The sequence below is a fragment of the Erwinia magellanica genome, from assembly GCF_039023495.1.
Lineage (GTDB): Bacteria > Pseudomonadota > Gammaproteobacteria > Enterobacterales > Enterobacteriaceae > Erwinia.
This window is the reverse complement of record NZ_JBCHVC010000002.1, coordinates 354,060-380,578: the sequence shown is the minus strand read 5'-3', so window position 1 is coordinate 380,578 and position 26,519 is coordinate 354,060. Positions and strand designations below refer to the sequence as shown.

Genomic DNA, 26,519 nt, shown 5'->3' with positions numbered 1-26,519 from the left:
CTCTGTTTCTGACCCTACGGGAAAACCCATGAGCACCAGCCAGATGATAGCTAACCGTCATACCTTTTTTGGCCGCGGAAGCCTGCGTGAACTGCTGCCGTTGCTGCATAAAGAGGTTCAGCCTACCTTACTCTTTTGTGGTCGCTCCTTTCTGCAAAGCGCGAGCTGGGAGGCGCTGAAAGCCGATCTGGCGCCGCTGCTGCTGGGGCATGAGATTGTCAGCCACGAGGCTTCGCCTGCTGAGATCGATCAATGGGTTACACGCTGGCGTGGCAAGGCAGGACGGGTGGTCGCTATTGGCGGCGGCAGCGTGCTGGATGCAGCTAAAGCCTTTGCGGCGCTGAGCCAGCATCCGCTCAACACGCTGCGCTATCTGGAAAAAGTCGGCGACACGCCGCTGACTGGCGCAACGCTGCCGTTGATTGCTGTGCCTACCACTGCGGGCACCGGCAGCGAGGTGACGCAGAACGCCGTGGTTACAGACAAAGCAGAGATCAAAGTTAAAGCCTCGCTGCGCCATGCCAACTTCGTCCCTGATATTGCGATTCTGGACCCCGATCTGCTACAGGGCGCGCCCGATCATGTGCTGGCGTGCTGTGCGATTGACGCCTTCACCCATCTGTTTGAAGCGTACCTTTCCAGTAAAGGCAATTTCTTCAGCCGCCAGACAGCCCTGACGGGAATGCGTGCTTTTATCAGCGCCTGGCCGCATCTGAATCGCGATGATGAACAGGGTGACAGAGCACGCGAGCAGATGATGTTTGCTTCCTGGCAAGGAGGATTGTCGCTGAGCATGGCTGGTTTAGGGGTGATCCACGGCATTGCCGGAGAGCTGGGGGCGATAAAGGATTACCATCATGGTGAGGTGTGCGGACGGTTACTGCTGCCCTTCCTGACAATACTCAACAAGACGGAAGATGAACAGCAGCAGCTATTAATGGAGGATTTAGCCACGGCCCTCTTCCCAGGGTTTACCTTGCCGCCAGCCCGAATGTTGCAACACTGGATCAGGGACAACGCTATTACCCCCTTCTGGCACGATGCGCAGCCGCTTACGGCAGAGGAAGCAGACTGGATCCTCTCCCGCTCCAACAGCAAAAACTCGCTGGTCAGCTACAGCCAAGAGGAGCAGCGCTTTATGCTGGAGCAGGCTTATTTGATCGCTTAACAAGAACCGGCTTATTCCGTCGCCTGGCAAACTCTGGCTTAGCCCGGCAAAACGCCCGTTCTGTTACAGAGCGGGCTACGCAGTAATGCCCGCCCACTTCTGCTTCAACACTTAGCCAGACAGGGCGTCCGGGTTGCCTTCCGGACGTCATTTCTCACACCCAACTCTCAGCCCATTTCGTTTAATATTTCAAGTGCCTGAGCAGGTAAAGTCAGCTTCACCGCCGCCATATTTTCCTGCAAATGCGCTACCGAAGAGGTTCCGGGGATCAACATAATATTTGGCGAACGCTGCAACAGCCAGGCCAGCGCTACCTGCATTGGCGTCGCCTTTAGCGCCTGAGCGACTTCAGACAACCCGGCAGACTGCAACGGAGTAAATCCCCCCAGCGGGAAAAACGGCACATAAGCGATACCCTGTTTCGCCAGCGTCTCCACCAGCTCATCATCCTGCCGGTTCGCCAGGTTATAGAGATTCTGCACGCAGGCTATTGGCGTCATCTGCTGAGCATCTTCAACCTGTTTTGGCGTAACGTTGCTTAACCCAATGTGGCGGATCAGGCCACGCTCTTTCAGTTCCAGTAACGCCGCCAGCGGTGCCTCAAGGGAGCCTTCCTGCGGTTTATGCACATTTAACATACTGCGCAGGTTAACCACCTCCAGCCTCTCCAGCCCCAGGTTTTGCAGATTCTCCTCCACCGCACGGGTCAGCTCTTGCGCACTGAAAGCGGGATGCCAGCCCCCTTTTTCATCCCGACGGCAGCCCACCTTGGTGACCAGAGTGAGTGAACTGGCATAAGGGTGCAGCGCTTTTTTAATCAGCTGGTTAGTAATATGCGGGCCGTAAAAGTCGGAGGTATCGATCATTTCAACGCCGGAAGCTACGGCGGCACGCAGGACCTCCAGGGCAGCCGCTTCGTCTGAAGGAGGGCCAAAAACGCCAGGACCGGCGAGCTGCATAGCGCCATAGCCCATCCGGTTAAGCTGGCGATCGCCGAGCGTATAAGTAAGTGAAGCAGTCATAGCAGATCTCCTGAGTAAGTGACCCCTTGATTGTAGCGACCCCGTAACTGTGCAACTATCCGGTAAAATAACGACACACTGTACGGAGAGGCGGACAATGAAGCTGGATATCACGCTGTTGCATGCGGTGGTGGCGGTGGCCAAAGCGGGGGGCTTCCGTGAGGCCGCACGCGTTACCGGCAGTAACCCCTCCCGTCTGAGCGATGCGGTACGGCGCGCGGAACAGCAGCTTGGCGTCAGGCTGTTTCATCGCACTACCCGAACCGTGGCGCTGACTGAGGTTGGCAGGTCGCTGATGGAACGGCTGCTGCCCGCCATGAACGAGGTGGAATCTGCGCTGGATGATATTAATCGTTTCCGTGAAACGCCCGCAGGCACCTTAAGGCTCAACGTGCCGGTCAGCGCATCCCGGCTGATCCTGCCCACTCTGGTACCCGCCTTCCTGGGCCGCTATCCGGACATTCAGCTGGAAGTGGTAGCGGAGAGCAACGTTCAGGATGTCTTCCGCGACGGATGTGACGCGGGGATCCGCTATGACGAAACGCTGGAGCAGGATGTGATAGCGCTGCCCATCGGCCCGCGCCAGCAGCGTTTCGCCCTGGCTGCCTCTCCGGCCTATCTCGACCAGGCTGGACGCCCCACCCACCCGCACGAGCTGATAAAGCACCGCTGCATTCGGGGTCGTTTTGCCAGCGGCGTGGTGCCGGAATGGGAGTTTGAAAAAGAGGGCGAACGGTTAAAGGTCAAACCTGCGGGCCAGCTGCTGGTGAGCATCGGCAGCGGCATGGATTTGGCCGTGGATACCGCCGTTGCGGGCGGAGGCATAATCTACCTGTTTGAAGAGTGGCTGAAGCCTTTGCTTGAGAGCGGTAAGCTTGAACCCGTTATGCAGCCCTGGTGGCTCACCTTTCCCGGCCCCTGGCTCTACTATCCTGACCGCCGTCTGATCCCCGCCCCTCTGCGTGCCTTTATCGATTTTGTGCGTGAAAATGGCAGCTAGCGCCCGCCCTTAGTCAGCTTTTTGCAAGCTAAGCGTAAATTTAGCGTTAAGCGCGCCGTTCTTAAGACTATTCATCTTGTTCTTTGGTGGCTCAGCCGCCAAATTGGCTTTATCAACAACAAGTTGGGCGATACCAACAGGGGAAAAAGATGAAAAAATCAGCTATGGCGATCCTTTCTGCGCTGCTGTTTACCACCAGCCTGGGCGCATTTGCGCAGGGGCCGCAGCAGGCTCATGGCGAGCAACCGGTAAAACGCCCACCACAGGGCGGCCAGCAGCCTGGCCAGCCCCAGGAGCATCACGCACAGTCCCGCCAGGCTGAGCATCGCGAACCGCAGCGCCAGCACTCAAACCCTCAGCAGCCGCACCATGCAGATTTCCACCGTGGCCGCCCGCTGCCGGAGAAGTATCGTGGTGAAGGTTATCAGGTTACCGACTGGCATAAACGTGGACTGAAAGCACCACCGGCTGGTCATCGCTGGCAGAACGTCAACGGCAACTACGTGCTGATTGCGGTTGCTACTGGCGTGATCACCTCCATCATCACGCAGCAGTAACCACTTTTCTCTGTTAAGGGAAGGTGAAAAGGCCCCGCCAGAAACTGGCGGGGCCTTTTTGTTACTGCCGGAACAGCGTTGCGCCGTGGGGGATATACCGCGCACGGCTGACAGCGCCTTCTCTTCAGTGCGGACGCAAATCCTCCACGTTGCTGAGGATCAGAACGAGCTCCAGTTATCCGTTGCCAGTTCAGCTTTAAGCGTTGCCGGTTTAGGCTGCGGTTTCGCCAGTGCAGGCTGTTTTACCGCTGACATCTTGCTGCCGCTCTGGACTTTAAATGCGCCGACCAGATTGCTTAGCGTAATTGCCTGCTCCTGCAACGATTGTGATGCGGCAGAAGCCTGCTCCACCAGCGCGGCGTTTTGCTGGGTGACGCTATCCATCTGGCCTACGGCAAGGTGCACCTGTTCAATACCCTGGCTCTGTTCCGAGGTGGCGGCGGCCATCTCCCCAACAATGTCAGCAACCTGGCGGATAGATCCCTGCACTTTGGCCATATTATCCCCAACGTTCGCCACCTGAACGGCACCGCTCTGCACCAGCTGCGCAGAGGTGACAATCAGATCCTTGATCTCTTTCGCTGCGGTTGAAGAGCGCTGAGCAAGGTTTCTGACCTCGCTGGCTACCACGGCGAATCCACGCCCCTGTTCACCGGCACGGGCCGCTTCTACCGCTGCGTTCAGTGCCAGAATATTGGTCTGGAAAGCGATCCCTTCAATCAGGCCGGTAATATCGGAAATCTTGCTGGAGCTGGCTTTGATGTTCTCCATGGTGTTGACCATTGCCGATACCGCATTACCGCTCTGTTCCGCCATCTCGTTGGCACTGCTCGCCAACAGGCTGGCCTGTTTGGCATTTTCGGCGCTCTGCTTCACCGTATCATTGAGCGCGCTCATGCTGGCGGAAGTTTGCTCAAGGGAAGCAGCCTGCTCTTCTGTCCGCGCAGAGAGATCTTCGTTACCGGCAGCAATCTGCGAGGAAGCTGAACTCACCGACTGGGCAGACGCGGTTACCGCTGTCATCGCTGCGGCAACACGCTCCATCAGGGCGTTAAAAGCAAAGGCGGTTTTACCAATTTCATCACTACGGTGGTCGTCAGCCTTGCGGGTCAGATCCAGCGACTCACTGGTTTCCACCATCACCTGCTGAATATTATTCAGGCTGCGGCGAACGCCAAAAATCGTTTTGCAGGCCAGCGCGCCCATCAGCAGGATCACTACCGCAGAAAAGCTCATCAGCCCCCAGAACACGCGAGAGTAGAGAGCGTTATTTACTTCACGCAGCTCATCCCCCAGTTGAATATTGAACTCAATCTGCGCCTTCAGATCCTGCGTTAATTTACGCACCGCAGCGCCAATGCCCGTTTCCCCCTGCAACATCGGCAGCGTGACGGCATCATTGTGCGCCAGGGATGCGGTGATGTAACCTGGCAGTACGCTCTGAATAGCCACGATATCGGCCAGCGCACCTTCGCTCATCGCTTTATCCCGCTCGTTAGAAACGTCGTTTTCAATATAATAATTCACCTGCGTTTTGAGATCGTCGAGCAGAACCTCGACCTTTTTCTCCGCCAGATCCTGTTTCCCGCTCTCCATTTCGCTCTGATGTTCATAGAGCGCCACATTAAGCTTGCTGGCAGTACTGATGGTCTTATCCAAATCTTTGATACTTGGAATAGCATTCAGCTGGACATATTCAAATCTGCTCTGGAAGCCATTGATGGCATACAGAGAAAAACCGGCCAGCAAACACATCGCCAGCGCGAGCAGGGAAAAAATAGAGAACAATCTTTTGGTAATAGTCATGCGGAAACCTCAACATCAATGACTGGCTTGCTTTAAATAGCTGACGGACAGCGCCCCCCATCCAATGAATGAAAGCCGGGTCGAATCGAAGCTGGAATCAAGGCCAGAGAACGGCCTTAGTTGAGGTTATCGGTAGTGATGAGGATAAACTTTACCCCGCTTAAGTTATATTCATTAGCGCGGCGAGAGAGGCGGAGGAAGAAAGGAGTGAAGGATCAAAAACGGCTGGCACATACTGTACCAGCCGTCCGGGAAACTTAGTTAAAGGCGTTATTCAGCAGGATAGAGGTGATGATGCCGGTTGCTGCGGCAATCAGTACATAGTTGCCATCAATGTAAGCCCAGTGTTCGCCACGAGGCGGCTCACGCAGGCCACGCTCGTGCCAGTTACTGACGCGATAATCGTCACCGCGGAAGCGTGGTGGCATGCGTTCACCACGACGGAAGTCATGGCCCTGCCAGGCAAAGCGGTCGCGCGATTGATAATGATGATCGGGACCCCGTCCACGATCGCCATGACCATGATAGTCGCCACGGCCATCGTGCCCATGTTCCGGGCCACGCCCTGGAGCACCGTGCCCATCATGGCCGCCGTGTCCGTCATGACCACCCTGCTGATGCCACTGCTGTCCCGGAGGCCCTTCAGCCTGGCTCAGGGGAGAGAACAGGGTGCTCGCTGTAAGGACGGTCATTAAAAGTGCCAGAGTCGTTTTTTTCATGGGTCTTACCTCATTTTGCTCACGGCTTCTGTTGCGCCGCTGAAGAAGACTATCGACTACTCTGGCCCGGAAAAATAGCGCCAAATATCTTAAAACCCAGAGACTTACGCTCTTTTACTCCTTCTTATCACTTCCTTAACACTATGAACGAATTAAGGAGCTGGCTGACGGCAATGATTTGTGTTAGGGCGGCTTACGCTGCCTGGACAACCTCATTGATGAACTCCCTGACCTGCTGCGCCTGCAAAATAAATCCCTCCAGGCTTTGCGTAAACAGCCTCTCATCCAGGGTCGCTACGGCAAGCTGACTGCACAGTCTCAGGCTCTCTTCAGCGTCCAGCGCCAGCCAGCATCCCCGCATGGCATTCATCTCGAAGTTCAGCGCAAGCAGGGTTTTCAGCATCTGCGGAGCAGCATCGCCTTGTAACGTCTCAATCCTGCAATGAAAGAGCACGCTGTCGCTTCCCTGCGGCAGCTCTACAATTGCCACCTCCTGATGATGGTTATCAAACAGGGCGCACACCCCCTGCTTTAAACTCAACTGCGCCCCTATCTTGCGGCCATAAAAATGCAGAAAATGGTTAAGTTGTTCAGCTGCTGACATGATTATCCCTTGAGTACAAAATCGTTTTCCTGCCCTTGCTGCAAGGCGGCGGCAAGTTCTGAGGTGGCTTTGGCAATGCGCCCATCCAGCGCGTACTGGGTTGGCGTGTTCTGGTTCTCTCCGTAGCTGAAAGTGATTTTGCCCAGGTTACGTTTCATAGAAACCGAGGCGTTATTGGAGCCGCCCAGCAGAAAAGCGGGAGTGGCGAAACCATCCGTTTTGATCTGTGATTTGGTAAAAGCGATCGATTTCAGCCGCAGATTATCCCGGTTGATCAGCTCTGCCATCATCTCCTCCGGGCTGTTGCCCTGCTCCAGCCAGCGCTCCTCAAGCTGCTCCCTGACCTCATCTTTCAGCTCCAGCGTGACGGTAGCGTCGGTGCTGACGTTATCCTGCAAGGTGGCAATCAGCGACTGAAGCTGATGGTCGCTGCTCATCAACTCACGGATTTTGGTGGCGTTGCTGGCATTCAGCTGACCATCAAGCAGGTGAGAAAGCTGGTGCCACAGGCCGTTGCTGTTGACCTTGCTGAGATTGGCATAGGTGGTCTGGTACTCGCCGTTTTGCAGCAGTCTCTTGCCCTGTTCCGCCGCTTTTTGCTGCCGGAGATGCTTATCAAGATCCCGTAGCACCGCCTGCTGCCCATTATTGAGCGTGGTCCGGTCGCGTGGAGCAAAATGCGCTACCAGCCTGTCGAGCTTTTGCCGGGGCGTCAGGGGAATGGCCTGTTCGTCATCGCTTTTGTCCTTGAGTTTTTCCAGCAGCCCGGCGCTGGCAGGATCGCTGAAGCTTTTTCCCAATGTCTCCATCAGCTTGTCGATATGCACCGGCTCAAGCGGACGGGCATTTTTCGTCTCCAGCGACAGGCTCTGTTTGGTGCGGTTATCGATAGAGAGTTGAACGCTGGCGGCAGGGCCGGCGAAGAGCGGCAGGCGCCCGTCGTCGCCTCTTACCAGCACCCCTAAGGGCAGCGCAAAGTTAGCCCCGACAGAGGCTTTATTTAAGCCGCGCGGGCGATTGTTGCTGCGGCTGAAGGTGCTGCTCTCCTCTTTGCTGGTAGTCCCGCGCTCGCGGGTTCCTGAAAGGACATTTACCCCGGCATAAGCGCCGCCACCCACCCGGAAGCTGGCGGGCGTCTCCTTCTCATGCTTGCTGGTCAGCGGAATACCGGCAGAGGCCAGGGCCGCCGCATTGGCATCCAGGCTGACGTTCATTACATCGCCATGCTTAACGCTGTGGTTGATGCCACGATTCATCAGCGTCAGCGGATCCAGCGTTCCTTCGGTCAGCCCCTGAATAAAAGCAGGAAGCTCCGCTTCGGTGATGTCGAAGCTGATACTGTTCTGCTTTTTCACATCAAGCGGCGTTGCCGAGATCACGCCGCCCAGACGCACTGCCGGAGCCAGATTGCGCTCATGATCGATCGGCACGGTGTGCGCAGAGTCTTTCATAAAATCGGTGAGCAGGTTATAGCCAAACCCGCTGAAGGCTGTCACGCCGCCACCGCCATCACGACCAAAGCTGACCGTGACGCCGCCTTCGCCGCGCGTCAGGCTCATGTTGTAGCCGCGATCGATATTGCCCCTGCCGCCCACGCCAGCTATTACCTGAGTACCTGGCACCCCGGTGATGGTGGTGGCCGCACCATAAGCCCGGCTGAAGGAGATGCTCTCCCCCTTCTCCATCGACAGCACAGTCCCCTCCATACGGCGAGCCAGCGTCTGCTGATCTTCAGCCTGCATCACCGTGCGGGTGGTGACATTCATGGCATGATTCTCTTTGGTAAAGGCTTTGGTCATGGACTTGATAGCGTCGTAATTGGACTCCAGCTTGTCGTTACCGGTAAACCCCTGGCTGGTAACCTGCTTAAGTGGATTGCCTTCCCATTCACTCTCCCGCAGCTCGCGAAACTCCCTGCCCAGGGCATTTAACGCTTTTTCACGAGTCTCGCCCTGAAGCGCCATTGCTGTGGCAAGCCGTCCGGTGAGATCGTGCAATTTGGCGTTAGTCAGACCATCAAGGATCAGACGTGATTTGATCAGTCCCATGGTGTCATGTTTATCACGATGCAGGCCGAGGGGGATCTCATCCGTGGGTTTCTGGTGCGAAAGCTGGACGCCTTCACTCTGTAGCGAGGAGAGCGCCAGCTGCGCCAGATTCCCTTTGCCGCTGGGCTGTAATGAAAACAGCTGGGTCAGTTTTGTGGTTAAATCTTCACGCTGGGTGCTGGCCGGATTCATGCGGCCAGTTACTGAAGCAAGCTGCTCCTTCACCCCGCCCGACGGCTTACCATAATGCTGCTGTAACAGGCGAGCCTGATGGGCTGCGCTGTCGGCCAGCGTGGCGTTAAATTTCTGCATTTCGCCGAACCAGTCGGGCAGGTCAGGTTTGGCGGCAAGGGTTTTAAGCTTCAGGCTCAACGGCTCTTCCGGCCTGAGCGCGCCCGGCGCCTTAAGACGCTGTAGCTGCTGTAAGTGCTGGTTAAGATCCCGCATCTGCTGCTGTTGCTGTTGATAAATCACTGAGAGGCCCTGCCTGCCGCCGTGGGCATGCTGGATAAGATGCCCCATATTCTTTAGCGGACGGGGTGTCGCCATGGTGGGGCGAAAAACAAAGGTGCTGAGGCGCGTCCGGAAAGGCGTATGAACTTTATGACCATCATGGCCGGACTGTCCAAAGGTGTTAACTTCACGTTTGAAGGTCAGCCCGGTTTTCCCTAATTTTGCGTCACGGGTGGCCGCGCTCAGCCGATCGTAATGTTGGTCGGCCAGACTTTCTGCCTCACTAACGCCCGGCGACGGGTCGCCACTCAGGCGTTCCCAGCTATCTCTGTTCAGCCTCAGCATCTTGCCGTTATCCATTTCCAGCAGCAGAGAGCCTTTCTGATTGCCATGAAGCTTCTTTGGCTTCGCCGCTTCGCCAGGTTCGTCGAAAGCGGCCTCATCACCGACTGGCAGCGCGGGCATCCGCTCTTCACGCATCGACGAAACCTGCCCCTTTTCCCACGCCTGCTGCGGCAGGCTGAAAAGCTTGCCCTGGTCGCTCAGCAGAAACAGCTGATTGTCCGGCCCCAGGGCGATATCAGCCAGTTTGTGTTCCAGGAGAGGCTGACGCGAGTCGATAAGGTTCACTGGCCGGTTCATCGCCTGGCTCAGCGCCTGATGGCTCAGCGTATGCCTCATTTTTTTATCGCGGCGGCTTTCGCTGTCTACCTGATGGAAATGCACCTCGCCGCTATCCTGTAGTGTCAGGTATCGCCCGCTGTCCAGCACCGCAGCGGCCAGCGTTTTCTGATTTTTATCCAGACCGGGCAGCGCCAGCTCGTCGCTGACGTTTTTCTTAACCTGATGAAGAGCAAAAACATTTTGGTTAAAGTTGAGTTTGTTACTGGAGAGATTCACCTTAAGGCGCTTGATCTGATTATCGTTCAGCACCCAGGCCTGTCCATCCTGCCCGGCGATAAGACGCTCCGCCTTCACTTCTGAAGCTTCCCACCGGAGAGTGGTTTCATTAAAGAAATGGACTTTGCCCTCCTGTAGGGCCAGTTTGCCCGCCATGCCGATATTCACCCTATCCATCCGACCGGGCGAAACCGACGGCAGCCCTTTCTGGAAGTCCATCACCAGGCTGTCGCTGAGATTCCAGCCCGATGCAGCCTCTGGCTGACCCGGCGTGAGGTTCAGCGCTACGGCATGCTGCCGATCCATGCCATCTTTCACCAGCGCATGCAGGCGCCCGCCTTCTCCCTGAATAAAGTCGGTGACGTGAAAACGATCGCCCGTCACCGCCGCAATTTGCTGGTGCAGCTGATTACGCAATTCCTGGTTCTCTTCTCTGCCGAAATCCAGCGCCGTCCCCTGTGTGCCGGGGCGGCTGGCAACCAACAGACGACCGTTATGATCGGCAGCAATCACCTGGCGGGGAGTTTGGGTCAGGCTTGCCAGCGTGGTGCCGGATGGGAAGAGGTTGAGCGTACGATGCGTCTCTGCTGGGCTATCTGTCTGGGCCAGCCATTTCACGCTTTGCTCTTTGCTCTCCTCCCCGGTCAGCAGCAGCAGCGCCTGGCCATCCTGCGCAACGGAAAAGTGGCTGATTTTCTCTTCGAAACGAGCGCTTTGCGTCTGGGTTTGCAGATTGTGCAGATGGTGGCTGTCATGGACCAGGTAAAGAGCATTATCAGCCTGACGGGTGAGTTTTGACTGATCCTTCTCTTTATCCAGCAGTGGAAACTCTGCCTGCTTCCACCCCTCTTCCTGTGATGTCATCTGCCAGAGCTTATCTTTATGCAGGCGAAACTCCGCCGTACCGCTGGCTGTTGTCTGCTGATAAACGCCAGAAAGCTGGCTGAGTATCCCCTTATCGGGCAGCGGGATCTCAGTGGCAGGACGCCCTGAAGACGCGCCGTTACGCTGGATTTGCACCTTCTGTTGATGCTCGCTCAGGGTCAGCGCATGGTCAGTCACTACCGCGGGACGTCTTGCTGGGAAGGTGGTTCCCGGCGTCTCTTCCCGCTGCCACCCTGGTTCCGCTTTACTGTGCGATAACCCGATGAGACTGCCGGGGGAGGAGTGCAGCGAAAGAAGCCGACCGCTGTCATCCAGCAGGGTGTGCTGCTGACTGTCGGCACTGGCGACCACGCTTTGATAGTGCATTTTGGCGTGGCCCAGCGTTTGCCTGATTAAAGCACTCTGAGGGTTGCGCGTTGCCGGAGCCGCAACCAGAAGCTGGCGTTTGCTGTCCAGACGAAGAGTGACGGGCGAGGTCGCCACGCCAGACGCCGGAGCAGTATGCTGATTGCCGGGCTGCGCGGGCGGGAGTGAAGGTTGAGCAGGCGCTGTCACCTCCTGCGCAGAGGGCTGAGCACTTACGTTCGGTGCGTTGTTTTGCGCGGAGGGCTGTGCACTTACGCTCGGCGCGTTGTTTTGCGCGGAGGGCTGCGAATTAAGGGAGTCCAGTCCCGCCTGCAATTCCCTGTCCAGCCAGCCCGCCTGCGAGACGGGAAGGGAAACATTCAGTCGAGCAACGGGCTGCATTCCGATAGCTGCTGCGCCATTTTGTCCCTCCGCTCCGGCTATAGCTGCCGGAACCGCACTCCCTGCACTGTTACCCGGCGGGCTGCGGCGGAAAAACCGATGTTGCGTAAAAGCTTTGAAACGTCCCCCTCCCGTGGCACGCTCTCTGCTGCCCTGATGAACCTCCTCTTCTGCTGGTGCGCCCTGTTCACGGGCCTGGCCCGCGAGCGAGCCACCGCCTGTCTGCCTGGCCCGCACATCCTGCTGCGCCACGGCTCCCTGCCGCTGCTGAACCCTGCCCGTTCGCTGCACGTTTTGCATGCCTGCTGCGTTCAATGCTGTTCTGATCCCCGATACCACGATGTTCTCCCCGGCGAATGAAAGCGTTTTTAGCTGGTTTTAGGTGGGCAGAAAACCGGGTCGGTTCCGTGAAATATTAATGACAATTACAGATAAGAGTGGCGCTGTCGCGACGAGATCCTGGCCACAAATTGAGGAAAGAAGGGGAACAGAGCAAAGAAGAGAAAAAAAAGAGAGGCTTTAAGCCCCTCTGTACAGGATGACGAAATATCAGCCGTGCTTAAAATTTGTCCTTAAGAGAGGTATTGCACCTCTCTCTGAACATGCCCCAAACAAGGCAGGCCTATTTTTTCAGCGTTTTTCTGACTTTCGCCACTTCATCTGCGGTAACGGCAGAGGCTTTGTTGCTCCAGCCCTGGCGAATAAAGGTAGCCAGCTTCGCCACTTCATCATCGCTCAGACGTTTAGCAAACCCTGGCATCGCCAGCGTCGAAGGTGCTTTCGCTGTGGAAGGCTGCTGCGCACCGGCGAGAATGGTATGGATCAACCCACCCGGATCGCTCGCGTTGACAATCGTCGCCTGGTCCAGCTCAGGGAACACGCCTGGCGCTCCTTTACCGGTCACGAAGTGACAGGCACCACAGTTATCCAGATAGAGACGCTCGCCAGCAGAGAGATTTTTGGCTGCCGTCAGCTTCGCTTCCGTTGGGCTGACTGCCGTTTCCTGCGCAGCCGGAGCCGCAGGATTGCCGCCCAGGAACTTCACGTAGGCCGCAATAGCTTTCAGATCCGCATCACTCATATGCGAAGTGCTGTGCTCAACGACGGAAGTCATCTCGCCACCTACAGCGGCTTTATCATTGCGTCCGGTAGCCAGATAATCCACCGTCTCCTGCTCGGTCCAGCGCGGCAGACCGCGCAGAGAAGGCACTTCCCAACCGTTCAGATTACCGCCCGCCAGGAAACTGCTGTCGCTGCTGTCGAGCGCTTTCTCATTCATGCCGAAACCACGAGGCGTATGGCAACTGCCGCAGTGCCCCAGGCTTTCAACCAGATAAGCGCCACGGTTAACCTCAGCAGAGGCGCCGCCTATAGGCTGGAACGGCTTATCCGTAGCAAAGGCCCAGTTCCAGAAGCGCATCCCCCAACGCTGACTGAACGGGAAGCTCAGATCGGTTTCAGGCGCTGCTTCTGCAACAGGCTTTACACCCTGCATAAAATAGGTGTAGAGCGCATGCATATCCTGATCGTTGATTTTGGCGTAATCAGGATAAGGCATTGCCGGATAAAGGCGCGTGCCATCAGGCAGCACGCCTTTACGGACCGCATCATTAAACTGCTGCTCGGTATAGTTGCCGATGCCGTGCTCTTTGTCCGGCGTGATGTTGGTTGAATAGATAGTGCCCAGATTTGACTCTATCGCCAGCCCGCCGGAGAAAGCCGGTTTACCGGGGAGAGAGTGACAGGCGCTACAGTCACCCAGCCGGGAAATGTACTCGCCCTGCTTTACCAGCGCTGCATCTTCTGCCTGTGCCATCTGCATAAAACCGGCACCCAACAGCACCGCATTGGCGATTAAAAAACGCTTTAATTTCATCTTCATATCGCTTATGCCTGTACCAGTGGACCGGGATTTTTCAGATAGTGATCTTTGATAGCCTGCGCTGCCATCAGCGTGATTGCGCCAATGGTGTCGGTCGGGTTCGCCTGGAAGTTCTGCGGGAACGCATTACCGCCCGGCACAAAGACGTTATGCACGTCCCAGCTTTGCAGGTATTTGTTCAGCGCGGAAGTCTTCGGATTGTCACCCATTACCGCGCCACCCACGTTGTGGGTAGAGACATATTTGGTGAGGTCAAAGTGCGCATCCATCGGCAGGAAGCTTTCGCTGTAGCTGTCCGGGTTCAGCTCTTTGGTGATATTCCCCACGATCCCTTTCAGATACTGCTGTAGCTTAAGTTCATTCTCTTTCCAGTCGAAGGTCATGCGCAGCAGCGGGTAGCCATGCTCATCTTTGTAGTTCGGATCCAGGTCGAGATAGATATCGCGATAGGACTGGCAAGTAGTGGTGATGCTGATCTTCATGGAATGGCCATACCACTCCTCCATCCCCTCTTTCCAGCCCGTGCCCCAGGTAGGCGTGCCTTTAGGCAATGAGGTGCTGATAGGCGTACCGGTTGCCTGAGAACTGTGGATTTTTGCTCCGCCGATAAAGCCCAGCGATGGACCATCAAAGTTGCCTGGCGAGATATCGTTAAACATCTGTCCGGTAGCGCCAGCGGTGGCAAACGGGTTGAAGTTCTTATCTTTAAAGAACAGCGTGGAGCCGCCGTTGCTCAGGAAGGCGTAGTTACGACCCACCACACCCTCTTCGGTGATCGGGTTGTAAGGTTTGCCGATGCCGGAGAGCAGCATCAGACGCACGTTACAGAACTGGAAGCTGCTCAGCACCACAATTTTCGCCGGCTGGAAGCACTCGTTGCCCTGCTCGTCGATATAGATCACCCCTTTCGCGGTTTTCTTATCGTCATGCAGCACCACTTTCATTACGTTGGCGTGAACTTCATAAGAGAAGTTATCCATACGCTTTAACGCATCCATTACCGCAGTCTGCGGCGAGGCTTTGGAGTAGTTCAGGCAAGGATATTTACTGCAATAGCCGCAGTAGTTACACGGCGCAATCTGGTTGCCGTAAGGGTTAGTCCAGGCACGGGAAACGCAGGCAGAAGGGTTAGGGAACGGGTGATAGCCCATTTTCTTTGCCACTTCGGCGAACATTTTGGTGTTCAGCGTATCTTCCAGCGCAGGCAGTGGGTATGGCTCAGAGCGAGGCCCCTCAAACGGGTCGCCCCCTTCCAGGATTTTGCCGCGCAGGTTGCCTGTATTACCAGACTGACCGCAGATACGCTCAAACTTGGTGTAATGAGGCTCAATTTCATCCCAGGTGAAGGGGAAGTCCATGATGCGCATATCTTCCTGCAGAATACCTGGCTTGTAGGCTTCGTCTGCATAGGTTTTCAGTTTGAGATCGATGGGGGTTGGGCGAAGTAAAACGCCAGTCCAGTGCAGGCCCGATCCGCCTACGCCGGTGCCTGGTGCAAAAGCCCCCCACTTACGGGTTGGCAGTGCGGTTTCGCTCATGTTGTAGCGAACGGTAACAGCGGCTTCAGCCGGGGTTGCCATCACTTTGTTACGCACGCCGTAGGCGTATTCATCCGCCGGTTTCGGGTAGGCGAAATCTTCGTAAGTCCTGTCACCGCCGCGCTCAAGCGCACGGACTGTCAGACCGGCCATCGCCAGTTCAATGCTCATCAGCGAGCCAGCCCAGCCCAGGCCGACGACTACAACGTCGACTTCTTCTTTATTTACAGTTGCCATCTTAAATTAATCACTCTCAAAAAAAACGGAAATCGCTTACTCAGGCTTGCAGGCCCAACAGGCTGACCGGGCCAAGCGGATAAGGCACGTTGTGCTGCTTTACCCACTCGGTAAAGCTGGCCCGTGCGCCAGGGAAGCCGATGGCGATCCACGCCTTCATGCCTTTGTTTCCGCCATAAATAGGATCGGCGAGGTAACCATGCTTGGTATCGCTCAGCAGTCCACTAAAGAACTGCGATCCTTTCAGCGAGCTTTCGCCCAGCTCGGAGAAGCTAATCTTGTTCTTCTGAACCTGAGTCAGTACGGCGTCTTTGTCCGCATCAGAGAGTTCGTGGAAGGATTTTTGATGGTTCGTCTGGCACCAGCTCTCAACCAGTTTGATACCGGTTTTATAGATCTGCTGCGGACGGAACGGGATCTGATAACCCATAGTGGCGGGAGCGTTAGTATTAAACGGCCCCTGCATATAGATTTCTGTACCCATATCGGTTTGCATCTGCTGATCGATAAAGATCGGCACGTTGGTTTCCAGAGCGCCGGGCGCTTTGCCGTTACCGCCAGCGGGGATCAGACGATCGCAGGCGGCCATGATGAATTGCCACTCATCAGCGCTAAAGAAAACAGGTTTATAATCAACTAATTCAGGGGCGGCCATTTCCGCAGCCTGAGCTGCAGTTATTCCCTTAAGTACCATATCGCCCAGCGGTAAGGCTAAAAGCGATCCTATTAAAAACTTACGACGGGTAGTTTCTTTTTGAAGGAGCATAACACCACGATTCTCACATGCTAATAAAATGTAATTTGAGTTAATTAGTATCGTTATCGACGAATCTTCGCGTAATGTTATGGATACAAGAGTTACAAAATGTAAATTTTATATTCAGCATATATATAGTTAAGTTTTTATCACTCTGTTAAATTTTATATTACTAATGATAATGCCATGTTATGGTTAAAAAAACCGCTTATCCCTTATCTTTATGCTGATTAGAAGCTGAATTCCGCATAAATTGCCCGGTTATAATTTATAAGCGTGACAATGACCACCCTGAATAAATGGAAAAAACTCTTCTAAGAGTCATTATTAACCTTAACTTTGCACAAACACTTATTTAACAAATAAAAAACATTATTACGCTCTGATCCCCGGCCAGCGGGGAATCAGAAATAGCGTGGGGGATCAGGGGCGATTAAGGCGGGAATGGAGAGAGTAAACATTATTTTCAGGATCGCTCTCTTCAGGGGGAGCAAAACGGGCGTTATAACGCAGACGAAACGCCTGCATCTCCTGGGCATCCGGTTCCAGCTCACGCAGGAAAGTCATAGCAAGACGAACATGCTCATTGCTCAGCTCAAGAGGTAAATAAGCCTTGCGCAGCACCCCACGCCAGAACAGCAGGCTCTCTTCTGACTCATCCACAATAAACACCTGATAGATCAGCAGAACGCTGGCGCCATTCGCAATATGCGCTTCATTATCGCGGGCCAGATAGCGCACAAACTCCTCCCCTGCGGTTCGGCCCATGGCGCTGATAAGCGACTCCACGTGAACCGGCTCCAGGTTAAGCCGTTTTGTCAGCGCCTTTGTCGCGCGGCGTGTCTCTGAATTAAGCACGCGAAATCCAACGATAAAAACCACGACCAGGGTCGCAAGCATCAGCCAAATCATTCACTATCCTGTTTCAGGCGTGCGCCGCCTCGTTTCATCCGGGCTGCGCTGTCAGCGGGGCGTCAGAGTAACAGCACTCCATCGGGCCTGGCAACCATGAGAAAAGGCTGCCCTGAGGCAGCCCTGAGATCACTGTTTTTTCATGCAGCAGAGCGGACATAACCGGCTGCCGCCATACCGTTTGGTTGCTGTAAGGAGTGCATCTGCTGAAGTGTAAAACGTGCCTAAAAACTCTCTTTGTCTGTTCAGGATACTTAGCTTCAGGCATCCGGATCGGTGGACAACTTTGAGAGTATCCTGGCGCGGTTTCTGCTCCAGATAATAGTAATCGCCCATTGTTATCTCTTTGTCATAAAGGCCCGACAAAGGAACAGTACACCTGTGAAGAGGATAAAAATGCCTTTATGTTCAGCTTTTAGCCAGTTTCAGAACTATTACCAGGAAAAACTTCAGGTCAACGGCGCAGGGCGGAGGGGGCTTTTTCAGGCTTCGTCGTTGTGCAGCGGTGCCGAAGAGGTCGTGATGCGCCAGGCTTATGCTGCCGCAACGCCAGCAAATAAAAGCAGCCTGGCTCTTCTTACTGAAATAACAAAGGGGCGGTTTTTGCCCCATCCCCTTTGTTTGCAGCGGATCAGCGAGGTGCTTCTTCCAGTACTTTGTGGATCACTGCGGAGAGCTGATTGATCTCAAATTTCGCCACATAGCCGTTGGCCCCCACTTTGCGAACGTGATCTTCGTTAGCGCTGCCGGATAAAGAGGAGTGGATCACCACCGGGATTTCCCGCAGGGTAATGTCGGTTTTGATATTACGGGTGAGGGTAAAGCCATCCATCTCCGGCATTTCCAGGTCGGTCAGAACCATGGAAATTTTATCGCGGATAGGGACGCCCTCTTCTTTAGCCTGCTGCGCCATCACTTTAATCTGCTCCCAGGCCTCCAGACCGGTGTTGTGCATCTTCGCCGGGATGCCCATCGCTTTCAGCCCCTGCTCCAGCATCTGGCGAGCCACTTTTGAATCTTCCGCCACAATAGCCACCGAACCCGGTTTGATAGCGAACTCTTTCAGCTTGATATCGCCCTCTTTCACTTCGCGCACTGAAGGGATAACGTCATGCAGGATCTGCTCAACATCCAGTACTAACGCCATAGTGGTGTTTTGCTTGTCGCTGTTCAGACAGGCGATGCTGGTGATATTCCGGCTGCTTACGCCCGCTTCCGCAGCATGCACCTGGCTCCAGTCCAGACGCACGATATCTTCAACAGACTCCACGGCAAAGGCCTGGGTGCTGCGGGCATACTCGGTAACCAGGATCAGGTTCAGACCCGTTGTTGGCGTACAGCCCACCACCGCGGGAAGATCGATAACCGGGATAATCTGCCCACGAATATTGGCCATTCCCAACAGCGGCGACTTCATACCGGCCGCTTTGGTGATGGTGGTCATGGGAACAATTTCACGCAGCTTAAAGACGTTGATGCCGAATAACTCAGATTTTTCTTCGTTGAGATCGGAGCCTAAGCGAAACACCAGCAGTTCAAATTTATTCGATAAGGCCAGGTTAGCCCGCTCGTCGATCTCTTTCTGAAAGTTATCCATCGTTACCCTCTACGTTAACAGTGTACGCCGCGGTGTTATGCACTCACGCAGGTCAGGGATCGTACTCTTGCTTCCTGAACGCCGTTGCGCGCGTCAAATCATGCTTAATGCGTTATCGGCAGCGCACGAGAAAAGTACAGGGGAGCTTTCTCCCCTGTGAGAGAACCATGAACAACGTCACTCCTGAAGGTTTTTACTGTCTTGCCGCAGCCACCAGCGAATCGCGGGTTATTTCGGCAATACTGCTGGCACCGGTCAGCGTCATGGCAACGCGCATCTCTTTTTCGACCAGGTTAAGCAGATTGGTGACGCCCGCTTCCCCCGCTGTCGCCAGGGCGTAGATAAAAGCGCGTCCCAGCAGAGCCGTGTCTGCTCCCAGCGCAATCATGCGCAGTACGTCCAGCCCGCTGCGCACGCCGCCATCGGCCAGAATAGTGATATCCCCTTTTACCGCATCTGCAATGGCAGGCAGCGCGCGGGCAGTAGAGAGAACGCCATCAAGCTGACGGCCACCATGATTAGAGACCACAATGCCATCGGCCCCGAAACGCACCGCATCGCGGGCATCTTCAGGATCGAGAATACCTTTGATGATCATCGGCCCTTGCCAGAAATCGCGGATCCACTCCAGATCCTGCCATGAGATAGAGGGATCAAAGTTTGTCGCCAGCCAGCCAATATAATCCTGCAAATTTGTCGGTTCGCCGCGATAGGCAGAGATATTGCCCAGATCGTGCGGTCTGCCGTTCAGCCCCACATCCCAGGCCCACTGCGGGTGCGTTACCGACTGAAGATAGCGGCGCATGGCGGCTTTTGGCCCGCTCATCCCGGAATGGGCATCACGATAGCGTGCGCCAGGTACCGGCATATCGACGGTAAACACCAGCGTGGAGCAGCCTGCGGCCTGCGCCCTCTCCAGCGCGTTGCGCATAAACCCACGGTCGCGCAGCACGTAAAGCTGGAACCACATGGGCCGGTTCATCGCCGGTGCGACCTCTTCAATGGGGCAAACGGAAACGGTTGATAAGGTAAAAGGAATGCCTTTTTTATCCGCAGCACGCGCAGCCTGGACTTCACCACGCCGGGCATACATGCCGCATAATCCCACGGGAGCCAGCGCAACCGGCATCGACAGCGTTTCGTTAAAGAGCCGGGTCTCAAGACTCAGAGAAGACATATTGCGCAGAATACGCTGACGCAACGCAATATCAGCCAGATCCTCACAGTTGCGCTGTAGCGTCTGCTCGTCGTAGGCGCCTCCGTCGGCATAGTGAAAAAGAAACGGCGGGATCCTGCTTTTGGCCGCTGCGCGGTAATCTTTGGATGAGGAGATAATCACAGGTGTGCCTCACTTCATAGGGGGATGAGTGTCTGGGATACGCAGGCTGCGGGCATGGCGCGCTTCCTGCTCGGTCAGGCTATGCAGCGTCCTGGCGACAAATTCCAGATGAAGCAGCATTGCCTCGCGTGCCGCATCAGCCTCACCTGCGGCAATGGTCTGGTAGATAGTCAGGTGCTGGGCGGAAAGCTGCTCCAGGATATCTGGCTCGGCATACATTTTCTGACGGCTCTGCATCACTGAAGATTGCAGAAGATCAAACAGGCCGCGCATTGCCTGGAGCAGCACCAGATTGTGGGCAGCTTCAGCAATTGCCAGATGAAAACGCACGTCAGCATGCGCAGCAAGGTCAGGATCGTCACGGTCGGAGATAGTCTGCATCGCCTCGAAACAGAGCTTCAGCCGGGCTTTATCCTCTACGGTGGCCCGGCGGGCGGCGTGCCAGGCCGTACCCGGCTCAATCGTCATACGCGCCTCCAGCACGTCATAGCGATAACCGGGATCGTCAGCCAGCAGCGCGCTCAGGGGCGTAACCAGCCGCGCTTCGCTCCAGTCACCTTTCTCTCTCTGAAGCCAGGTGCCGCCACCGCGACGGCTGAACAGCATGCCCTGGCTTATCAGCTGCTGCATCGCCTCACGCAGCGAGGAGCGTGAGACGCCAAGCTGTTGCGCCAGCTGGCGTTCAGCCGGCAACCGTGCGCCAGGCTGAAGCTGATTGTCAGAAATCCAGGCCTGTAAGCGCTCAACAAGAAGCGGGTTGCTCATTGGAATTGGTCCTACCAAAAAGGGCATTTCCCGACGATTGTTTCTCTTTTACCGCGCAGGGATCAACAACTGCGTAACATTACAGGTTGAAAGCATTAGCAAAGTCACAAAGAAGCGCAATTGGTAGGACCAAAAATGGCATTGTGGGCGAAACAGAATGGCAGAAATAAGGGGGAGTTTGAAAGTGAGTAAAGCGATGCCGGGAGAGCAGGCCTCCCGGCAGGGAGAGATCTTATTTCAGTTCGCTGATCATGCAGACAGCGCGGGCAGCTTCAGCACCCTTTTTGATGAAATGCTCACTGTAGAAACCGGTGAACTCATCGGCAGGCTGGAAGTTATGCGGCGTCAGAGAAACAGAGAAGACCGGCACATCCGTGGCGAGCTGAACATCCATCAAACCGGTTACCACAGCCTGAGCCACGAAGTCGTGACGATAAATTCCACCATCCACCACCAGCGCGGCGCAGACAATCGCATCCACATCACCCCGTTTTGCCAGGCGCTGTGCCAGCAAAGGCATTTCAAAAGCCCCCGGCACATCAAGCACGGTGATCTGACAGTCTACGTCTCGTGCTGCCATCTCATTTTTAAAGCCGGTCAGTGCCTGATTAACGATATCGGCATGCCAGTTAGCTTTGATAAAAGCCACTTTCAGCGAGGAAACCATTCATTACTCCTGTCAAACGGGCGACGATGACCACCCTGAAGCGGGCTAGTTTAAGCCTCGTCGCCGCAATCGGAAAGCCTGTTTCTAAAACATTTCATAATTGTTGGTGGCTAAGCTACTTATCCTGGAAGGGATCGTGCTTGTCATCGTCACTGTCGTCGCGGGTGCGGGGGATTTCACCATGCTGGTCTGGCGCATCTTTTGCCGGATGATCCTGTTCTGTAGGCTGGGGCTTTTTCTCTTCATTACTCATGGCATTCTCCTTTAACGTTTTGTTATCTAAGCGTAGTCGAAAGCACCGCCTTGCAACGGTCTCTTTGCCTTTCTTTAAGGGTGAAAACGCCACAAATGACCCATTTGTTTACACTTTTATGGCGCTTAAAGCCTCTGCCATAACAACAGGTTATGAAAAACCTTTCTTTACCGCCTTGCACTCCTGATGCGGCATGCCACAGTTAACACGATGTTTTTTAATAGGATTAAAGCCTGAAAGGAGGACAATATGAAACGTTTTCAGCAAAAAGTAGTGGTGGTCACAGGAGCTGGTTCAGGAATTGGTGCCGCTGCGGCTAAGCGATTCGCCAGCGAAGGTGCCTCTGTGGTGCTGGTTGGTCGCACCCGTGAAAAACTCGAAAAGACGTTGGCTACTCTTGCTCAGGGAGAACACCTGGTTGCTCCCTGCGATGTTGCCGAAGCTGACCAGGTCAAAGCGTTATCAGAAACCGTATTGAAGCAATTTGGCAAAGTTGATGTGCTGGTCAACAACGCCGGTGTGGTGGTGCAGGGCCGCATTCATGAAATTGCTCTGGATGATTGGAAAAAATTAATGAGCGTGGATTTAGATGGCGTATTCCACTGCGTGCACTATTTTATGCCAGCGCTGCTGAAGAGCCGGGGCAACGTAGTGAATATCTCCTCCGTTTCCGGCCTGGGCGGGGACTGGGGCATGAGCGTTTATAACGCAGCCAAGGGCGCGGTGACCAATTTCACGCGTTCCCTGGCAATGGATTACGGCTCTGAAGGCGTGCGGGTTAACGCCATCTGTCCCGGCTTCACGCTGACCGATCTCACCGAAGATATGAAGGATAACCAGCCGTTGCTGGAGAAATTCTACGAGCGTATTCCGCTGGAGAGAGCGGGTCAGCCGGAGGATATTGCCAGCGCCATCGCCTTTATCGCCAGCGAAGATGCCAGCTATATTACCGGCGTGAATCTGCCGGTAGACGGCGGGATTATGGCTTCAAATGGCCAGCCTAAGCAGGCCTGATAACCTTTTCTGAAGGTTTATCCCGCTACTCTGTTCCCCTGTCTCCTTGTTTACCGGTAAAGCGGGTGCCGGTTCAGGGACAAAAAAAGACCCGGCTCTCAGGCCGGGTCTTTTTCTCATCTGAGCAGATGCTGAGATTAATCAGCAGCGGGTTTACAGTTTGAGTAAACGTAGCTCTCGCTCTTGTTTCGCAACACGTAGCTCTCTTTCAGCTTAACGAAGGTGACATCTTTCACTTTCGCCGCCATAGCCGTTTCACCGTCATCCATCTTCAGCGGCTGAAGCTCCGGGCTGGTGATTCTTTTCTGTCCGTCGGTGGAGAAAGTGAAGCTTTTTCCCTCATCCGTTACGGCCGAATGGGTGTTAACAATGGAAACTTTCGGCTGCTGGCCTGGTGATTCAACGCTGTGTGTCAGGCTACAGGTAAACGACTGCGCCGCAGAGGCTGACAGTGAAACAGCGGAAAGGATCATGATGAAAAGTGCATTTCTTGTGCGCATAGGCCTCCCTTAAAGTCTCTGTTAAGGGTAGCAGAGGTTGCCCCGCAACTGACCACGGATAATTCCGAGAGCGCCCGTCGCCCTCCCCTCGCCTTTACATCAGACATAAAAAAGCCCGGCACTGGGCCGGGCTGAAAAAATCAAAACTGGGTAACCAGTACTCTCATCTACACACCCACAGTGTGTATAGCAATGAGAGTGTAGAACAATTTATAACTGCATCAACCCTGACGTAACGGAGGGGTTTATTCTGACCGGGCAACAGGCTATGCCCCCGGCATCCAGGCCCCACTGGCGATAAACCAAACCAGTAACGCGATGCCGGCAACGCCAACCATTGCCGGAAAGATATAGCCAATTTTCATGCTTTCCTCGTCAGCCTCTCAGGGTGGGATGGGGATCACCAGGGATAATTACCGTCGGTCATCACCATAAACAGAGCAAAAAAAACCACAATCACCAGTAACGCAGGTATCAGTAAGTGTTTCACTGTCACCCCCAGTTTCACGATTTGTGTGTTCAGCCAGAGTGACGCCGGAACGCTTCCGTCGCCACAGAAAAACCAGCAGATAATAGCACAAACGGCGCGCCGCAACTCACAGCGGGCCAGCCATTTGTGCCTGAGGCGCATCAGCGGGTTACCAGATACAGGGTTAAGGTATTCATCGCTATAAACAGAAAGAGGCCGCCGGGGGCGACCTCTGAAATACTGCTCCCCACCCGGCGCTTATCTCCGGCACTCTTAATGGCTTAGCTCTTGAAGGGGGCGAGAGAGAGTATCCCGTAAAAATCAGCCCCAGACTTAGCGATTGTTGCTATTGTTATTATAAACAGGCTAATTATATAAAACCTCAAGGGCTGAAGCCCCTAATAAACATCGTTATTATTGCGATCTTATAATTCTGATCTTAAGCTCACTGCACACGATTTGCTGCAAATGACCTGAGGAAAGGTTTTATGTCCGAAGAAGAGAGAATCAAAAATTTAGAGGAAACGGTAAACCGACTGAGAGTTGAAACTACGGTGCTTAAGGAGATTCTGGGGCAGCAAATTGCGCTGAACAATCTTAACTATAAGGGCAAGTTTGATGATGTCCTGGAGGCACTGGCAAAAGAGTATGCAGAACGGGAAACGGGCGAACTTGATAATCGTCAGATCCACGACGCCATTCGTGAATACATCAAATACCAGCCTTCCGTAGAGTAAACGAAATAAAAAAGGCCTGAGTCCGGCGACTTGCCAAACCCAGGCCCTGCTTATCGCCCGCTCAGCTTACTTTCAGCGTAAGGGCATCAGGCTCTCTTACAGCGCCATATCGTGCTGAGCAGCAGGTTTTTCCTGCGCTTTTGCCTCAGTTGTCGCTGGCTTGCCAGCCTGCATTTCAATAACCGGTGGTTTGGTCAACTGCAACGCAGCGGCGGTCTCATCCCAGACCTTCTGCGTCAGCGCCACGTTTCCGTTCAGCGTCTGACCATAGCTTGGAACAATAGTGCGGATCTTGCTCTGCCACTCAGGAGAGTTGAACTGCTCCGGGAAGAGTTTTTTTATCACGTTGATAGAGATAGGTGCCGCAGTAGAAGCGCCAGGTGAAGCGCCAAGCAGCGCCGCCAGCGTTTTCTGTTGATCGGTTACAATCTCGGTGCCCAGCTTCAACACGCCCCCTTTGTCAGCATCTTTTTTGATGATCTGCACTCGCTGACCAGCCTGAATCAGCTTCCAGTCCTCTTTACGGGCTGAAGGATAGTACTCTTTCAGCGCGGCAAAGCGGTCATCATCGCTTAACATGACCTGACCGATCAGGTATTTCACCAGATCAAAGTTATCCATTCCCACGTCGGTCATCGGAATAACGTTTTTGGTGGTGGTGGTACTCAGCAGATCCAGGAAAGAGCCTTGCTTCAGGAACTTGGTCGAGAAGGTGGCGAAAGGCCCAAACAGCACCACGCGCTTGCCATCAAGGAAGCGAGCATCCAGATGCGGAACGGACATCGGCGGTGCGCCAACAGAAGCCTGGCCATAGACTTTCTCAGCATGCTGACGGGTAATTTCCGGGTTTTCGGTCACCAGGAACGAGCCGCCAACCGGGAAGCCAGCGTAGTTATCCGCTTCCGGAATACCGGTTTTTTGCAGCAGCTTCAGCGCACCGCCGCCTGCGCCGATAAAGACATATCTTGCATCAACCGCGTGAGTTTCCCCACTTTTTACATCTTTAACCGTGACGTGCCAGGAGTTATCCGCGTTACGGGAAAAGTCAGTGGCTTCGGTAAAGGTTTCGAGCCTGAAGTTATCATTTTTCTTCAGGCTGCCAACCAGCTGACGGGTAATTTCACCGTAGTTAACGTCGGTCCCTGCCGGCGTCCAGGTGGCGGCTACTTTCTGCTGAGGATCGCGCCCTGCAATAATCAGCGGCGCCCACTCTTTAATCTGGTTCTGATCGGTAGAGAATTTCATTCCCTGGAACAGGGTGGTTTCCTGTAGCGCTTTATAACGCCTGGTCAGGAAATCGACATTCTTGTCGCCCCAGACAAAGCTCATGTGCGGCGTGGAGTTAATAAAAGAGTGAGGATTTTGCAGCACGCCACGCTGAACCTGGGAGGTCCAGAACTGACGGGAGATCATAAAGGCTTCGTTGATCTCCAGCGCTTTGCTGTAGTCAATAGAACCATCCGGACGCTCAGGCGTGTAGTTTAACTCCATGTTCGCCGAGTGGCCTGTCCCGGCGTTATTCCAGCCGTTAGAGGATTCGAGCGCGACGCCATCAAGCTTTTCAACCATCACCTGTTTCCAGTCTGGTTGCAGCTCTTCCAACAGCGTACCGAGCGAGGCACTCATGATGCCGCCGCCAATAAGCAGGACGTCAGTTTTTTCAGCAGGCGCTTCAGCGTGAACGTTGGAGCAGACGAGCAGGGCCAGAAGAGAGACTACGGGAAGAGCTTTTTTTGTCTGTGACATTTTGGCAACTTACTTAAGCAATAAATGAAAAAAAATAGTCATTTATTTTAACCAAATCATTAACAAATCCCAGACGCATTTAGCTACAAATAGATTTCTTTAGTTACTTTAACTATAAATCAAATTAAAACAATAAGTTATATTATTAAGACTCTCCAGCCCTGTCATTTGAGATAAGTAAATATCTGCCCGGATAA

22 protein-coding genes are annotated in these 26,519 nt (G+C 54.5%); 5 read left to right on the top strand and 17 right to left on the bottom strand.

All coding sequences use genetic code 11. The features are described 5' to 3' along the window. Positions 1-28: 28 nt before the first annotated feature. Positions 29-1,168 (top strand): iron-containing alcohol dehydrogenase, encoded by a 1,140-nt coding sequence (locus tag AAH450_RS09020; protein ID WP_342909929.1) that lies wholly within the window; start codon positions 29-31, stop codon positions 1,166-1,168. A 167-nt stretch (positions 1,169-1,335) separates the two neighbouring features. Here AAH450_RS09020 and AAH450_RS09015 read toward each other — a convergent pair whose 3' ends face one another. Continuing rightward, a complete protein-coding gene (locus tag AAH450_RS09015; protein WP_342909928.1) occupies positions 1,336-2,190 on the bottom strand; it encodes an aldo/keto reductase family oxidoreductase in 855 nt (284 codons plus the stop codon). Positions 2,191-2,287: 97 nt separating this feature from the next. Here AAH450_RS09015 and AAH450_RS09010 point away from each other — a divergent pair, with 97 nt between their 5' ends. Next, a complete protein-coding gene (locus tag AAH450_RS09010) occupies positions 2,288-3,190 on the top strand; it encodes a LysR family transcriptional regulator (RefSeq protein ID WP_342909927.1) in 903 nt (300 codons plus the stop codon). Positions 3,191-3,339: 149 nt separating this feature from the next. Continuing rightward, positions 3,340-3,747, top strand: coding sequence for an RcnB family protein (locus AAH450_RS09005; RefSeq protein ID WP_342909926.1), 408 nt, complete (start codon positions 3,340-3,342; stop codon positions 3,745-3,747). Positions 3,748-3,906: 159 nt separating this feature from the next. Here the strand turns inward: AAH450_RS09005 and AAH450_RS09000 are convergent, their stop codons facing one another. From AAH450_RS09000 to AAH450_RS08940, 13 genes are all read right to left on the bottom strand, one after another. Then, positions 3,907-5,553, bottom strand: a complete 1,647-nt coding sequence (locus AAH450_RS09000; protein WP_342909925.1) for a methyl-accepting chemotaxis protein — start codon at positions 5,551-5,553, stop codon at positions 3,907-3,909. A 257-nt stretch (positions 5,554-5,810) separates the two neighbouring features. Beyond that, on the bottom strand, positions 5,811-6,272 hold the full coding sequence (locus AAH450_RS08995; RefSeq protein WP_342909924.1) for an RcnB family protein: 462 nt from the start codon (positions 6,270-6,272) through the stop codon (positions 5,811-5,813). A 193-nt stretch (positions 6,273-6,465) separates the two neighbouring features. After that, complete coding sequence (locus AAH450_RS08990; protein WP_342909923.1) at positions 6,466-6,876, bottom strand: type III secretion system chaperone; 411 nt, start codon at positions 6,874-6,876, stop codon at positions 6,466-6,468. A 2-nt stretch (positions 6,877-6,878) separates the two neighbouring features. Beyond that, on the bottom strand, positions 6,879-12,209 hold the full coding sequence (locus AAH450_RS08985; protein ID WP_342909922.1) for an AvrE-family type 3 secretion system effector: 5,331 nt from the start codon (positions 12,207-12,209) through the stop codon (positions 6,879-6,881). A gap of 322 nt (positions 12,210-12,531) precedes the next feature. Continuing rightward, positions 12,532-13,785 carry a c-type cytochrome gene (locus tag AAH450_RS08980; protein WP_342910373.1) on the bottom strand — a complete coding sequence of 418 codons (1,254 nt, stop codon included), beginning with the start codon at positions 13,783-13,785 and terminating at the stop codon, positions 12,532-12,534. Positions 13,786-13,796: 11 nt separating this feature from the next. After that, positions 13,797-15,566: a GMC family oxidoreductase gene (locus tag AAH450_RS08975; RefSeq protein ID WP_342909921.1), complete on the bottom strand. Its 1,770-nt coding sequence runs from the start codon at positions 15,564-15,566 to the stop codon at positions 13,797-13,799. 40 nt (positions 15,567-15,606) lie between these two features. Then, a complete protein-coding gene (locus tag AAH450_RS08970) occupies positions 15,607-16,332 on the bottom strand; it encodes a gluconate 2-dehydrogenase subunit 3 family protein (RefSeq protein WP_342909920.1) in 726 nt (241 codons plus the stop codon). Between the two features lie 414 nt (positions 16,333-16,746). Continuing rightward, positions 16,747-17,235, bottom strand: coding sequence for a DUF1198 family protein (locus tag AAH450_RS08965; protein ID WP_342909919.1), 489 nt, complete (start codon positions 17,233-17,235; stop codon positions 16,747-16,749). A gap of 631 nt (positions 17,236-17,866) precedes the next feature. Next, the gene (locus AAH450_RS08960; protein WP_342909918.1) at positions 17,867-18,832 is read right to left on the bottom strand and encodes a chemotaxis protein; all 966 of its coding nucleotides are present in this window, start codon (positions 18,830-18,832) and stop codon (positions 17,867-17,869) included. 193 nt (positions 18,833-19,025) lie between these two features. Beyond that, positions 19,026-20,171 carry an FMN-dependent L-lactate dehydrogenase LldD gene (gene lldD / locus AAH450_RS08955; RefSeq protein WP_342909917.1) on the bottom strand — a complete coding sequence of 382 codons (1,146 nt, stop codon included), beginning with the start codon at positions 20,169-20,171 and terminating at the stop codon, positions 19,026-19,028. 9 nt (positions 20,172-20,180) lie between these two features. Beyond that, positions 20,181-20,936 carry a transcriptional regulator LldR gene (lldR, locus tag AAH450_RS08950; protein ID WP_342909916.1) on the bottom strand — a complete coding sequence of 252 codons (756 nt, stop codon included), beginning with the start codon at positions 20,934-20,936 and terminating at the stop codon, positions 20,181-20,183. 232 nt (positions 20,937-21,168) lie between these two features. Next, complete coding sequence (locus AAH450_RS08945; protein ID WP_318790032.1) at positions 21,169-21,603, bottom strand: 6,7-dimethyl-8-ribityllumazine synthase; 435 nt, start codon at positions 21,601-21,603, stop codon at positions 21,169-21,171. Between the two features lie 115 nt (positions 21,604-21,718). Continuing rightward, the gene (locus AAH450_RS08940; RefSeq protein WP_342909915.1) at positions 21,719-21,856 is read right to left on the bottom strand and encodes a hypothetical protein; all 138 of its coding nucleotides are present in this window, start codon (positions 21,854-21,856) and stop codon (positions 21,719-21,721) included. A 249-nt stretch (positions 21,857-22,105) separates the two neighbouring features. Here AAH450_RS08940 and budC point away from each other — a divergent pair, with 249 nt between their 5' ends. After that, positions 22,106-22,870, top strand: a complete 765-nt coding sequence (gene budC, locus AAH450_RS08935; protein WP_342909914.1) for a meso-2,3-butanediol dehydrogenase — start codon at positions 22,106-22,108, stop codon at positions 22,868-22,870. Positions 22,871-23,007: 137 nt separating this feature from the next. On the opposite strand, the gene AAH450_RS08930 is transcribed toward budC, so the two are convergent. Both AAH450_RS08930 and AAH450_RS08925 read right to left on the bottom strand, forming a co-directional pair. Continuing rightward, on the bottom strand, positions 23,008-23,370 hold the full coding sequence (locus tag AAH450_RS08930; protein ID WP_342909913.1) for a hypothetical protein: 363 nt from the start codon (positions 23,368-23,370) through the stop codon (positions 23,008-23,010). A 266-nt stretch (positions 23,371-23,636) separates the two neighbouring features. Further along, positions 23,637-23,735 carry a YoaK family small membrane protein gene (locus AAH450_RS08925; RefSeq protein ID WP_342909912.1) on the bottom strand — a complete coding sequence of 33 codons (99 nt, stop codon included), beginning with the start codon at positions 23,733-23,735 and terminating at the stop codon, positions 23,637-23,639. Between the two features lie 592 nt (positions 23,736-24,327). Between AAH450_RS08925 and AAH450_RS08920 the strand changes: the two genes are divergently transcribed. Further along, a complete protein-coding gene (locus AAH450_RS08920; RefSeq protein WP_342909911.1) occupies positions 24,328-24,576 on the top strand; it encodes a hypothetical protein in 249 nt (82 codons plus the stop codon). A gap of 96 nt (positions 24,577-24,672) precedes the next feature. On the opposite strand, the gene mqo is transcribed toward AAH450_RS08920, so the two are convergent. Continuing rightward, entirely contained in the window at positions 24,673-26,322 is a 1,650-nt protein-coding gene (gene mqo, locus AAH450_RS08915; protein WP_342909910.1) for a malate dehydrogenase (quinone), read from the bottom strand. Between the last annotated feature and the right edge of the window lie 197 nt (positions 26,323-26,519).

What these genes read in the sequence shown, in the direction of transcription:
- AAH450_RS08965 (WP_342909919.1), bottom strand. Translation starts at nt 17,235, where the DNA reads ATGATTTGGCTGATGCTTGCGACCCTGGTCGTGGTTTTTATCGTTGGA.
- mqo (WP_342909910.1), bottom strand. Translation starts at nt 26,322, where the DNA reads ATGTCACAGACAAAAAAAGCTCTTCCCGTAGTCTCTCTTCTGGCCCTG.
- AAH450_RS08990 (WP_342909923.1), bottom strand. Translation starts at nt 6,876, where the DNA reads ATGTCAGCAGCTGAACAACTTAACCATTTTCTGCATTTTTATGGCCGC.
- AAH450_RS08995 (WP_342909924.1), bottom strand. Translation starts at nt 6,272, where the DNA reads ATGAAAAAAACGACTCTGGCACTTTTAATGACCGTCCTTACAGCGAGC.
- AAH450_RS08930 (WP_342909913.1), bottom strand. Translation starts at nt 23,370, where the DNA reads ATGCGCACAAGAAATGCACTTTTCATCATGATCCTTTCCGCTGTTTCA.
- AAH450_RS08960 (WP_342909918.1), bottom strand. Translation starts at nt 18,832, where the DNA reads ATGGATAACTTTCAGAAAGAGATCGACGAGCGGGCTAACCTGGCCTTA.
- AAH450_RS08975 (WP_342909921.1), bottom strand. Translation starts at nt 15,566, where the DNA reads ATGGCAACTGTAAATAAAGAAGAAGTCGACGTTGTAGTCGTCGGCCTG.
- AAH450_RS08940 (WP_342909915.1), bottom strand. Translation starts at nt 21,856, where the DNA reads ATGAGTAATGAAGAGAAAAAGCCCCAGCCTACAGAACAGGATCATCCG.
- AAH450_RS08945 (WP_318790032.1), bottom strand. Translation starts at nt 21,603, where the DNA reads ATGGTTTCCTCGCTGAAAGTGGCTTTTATCAAAGCTAACTGGCATGCC.
- AAH450_RS08985 (WP_342909922.1), bottom strand. Translation starts at nt 12,209, where the DNA reads ATGCAAAACGTGCAGCGAACGGGCAGGGTTCAGCAGCGGCAGGGAGCC.
- AAH450_RS09010 (WP_342909927.1), top strand. Translation starts at nt 2,288, where the DNA reads ATGAAGCTGGATATCACGCTGTTGCATGCGGTGGTGGCGGTGGCCAAA.
- AAH450_RS09000 (WP_342909925.1), bottom strand. Translation starts at nt 5,553, where the DNA reads ATGACTATTACCAAAAGATTGTTCTCTATTTTTTCCCTGCTCGCGCTG.
- AAH450_RS09020 (WP_342909929.1), top strand. Translation starts at nt 29, where the DNA reads ATGAGCACCAGCCAGATGATAGCTAACCGTCATACCTTTTTTGGCCGC.
- AAH450_RS08980 (WP_342910373.1), bottom strand. Translation starts at nt 13,785, where the DNA reads ATGAAATTAAAGCGTTTTTTAATCGCCAATGCGGTGCTGTTGGGTGCC.
- AAH450_RS08970 (WP_342909920.1), bottom strand. Translation starts at nt 16,332, where the DNA reads ATGCTCCTTCAAAAAGAAACTACCCGTCGTAAGTTTTTAATAGGATCG.
- AAH450_RS09015 (WP_342909928.1), bottom strand. Translation starts at nt 2,190, where the DNA reads ATGACTGCTTCACTTACTTATACGCTCGGCGATCGCCAGCTTAACCGG.
- AAH450_RS08920 (WP_342909911.1), top strand. Translation starts at nt 24,328, where the DNA reads ATGTCCGAAGAAGAGAGAATCAAAAATTTAGAGGAAACGGTAAACCGA.
- budC (WP_342909914.1), top strand. Translation starts at nt 22,106, where the DNA reads ATGAAACGTTTTCAGCAAAAAGTAGTGGTGGTCACAGGAGCTGGTTCA.
- AAH450_RS09005 (WP_342909926.1), top strand. Translation starts at nt 3,340, where the DNA reads ATGAAAAAATCAGCTATGGCGATCCTTTCTGCGCTGCTGTTTACCACC.
- lldR (WP_342909916.1), bottom strand. Translation starts at nt 20,936, where the DNA reads ATGAGCAACCCGCTTCTTGTTGAGCGCTTACAGGCCTGGATTTCTGAC.
- AAH450_RS08925 (WP_342909912.1), bottom strand. Translation starts at nt 23,735, where the DNA reads ATGAAAATTGGCTATATCTTTCCGGCAATGGTTGGCGTTGCCGGCATC.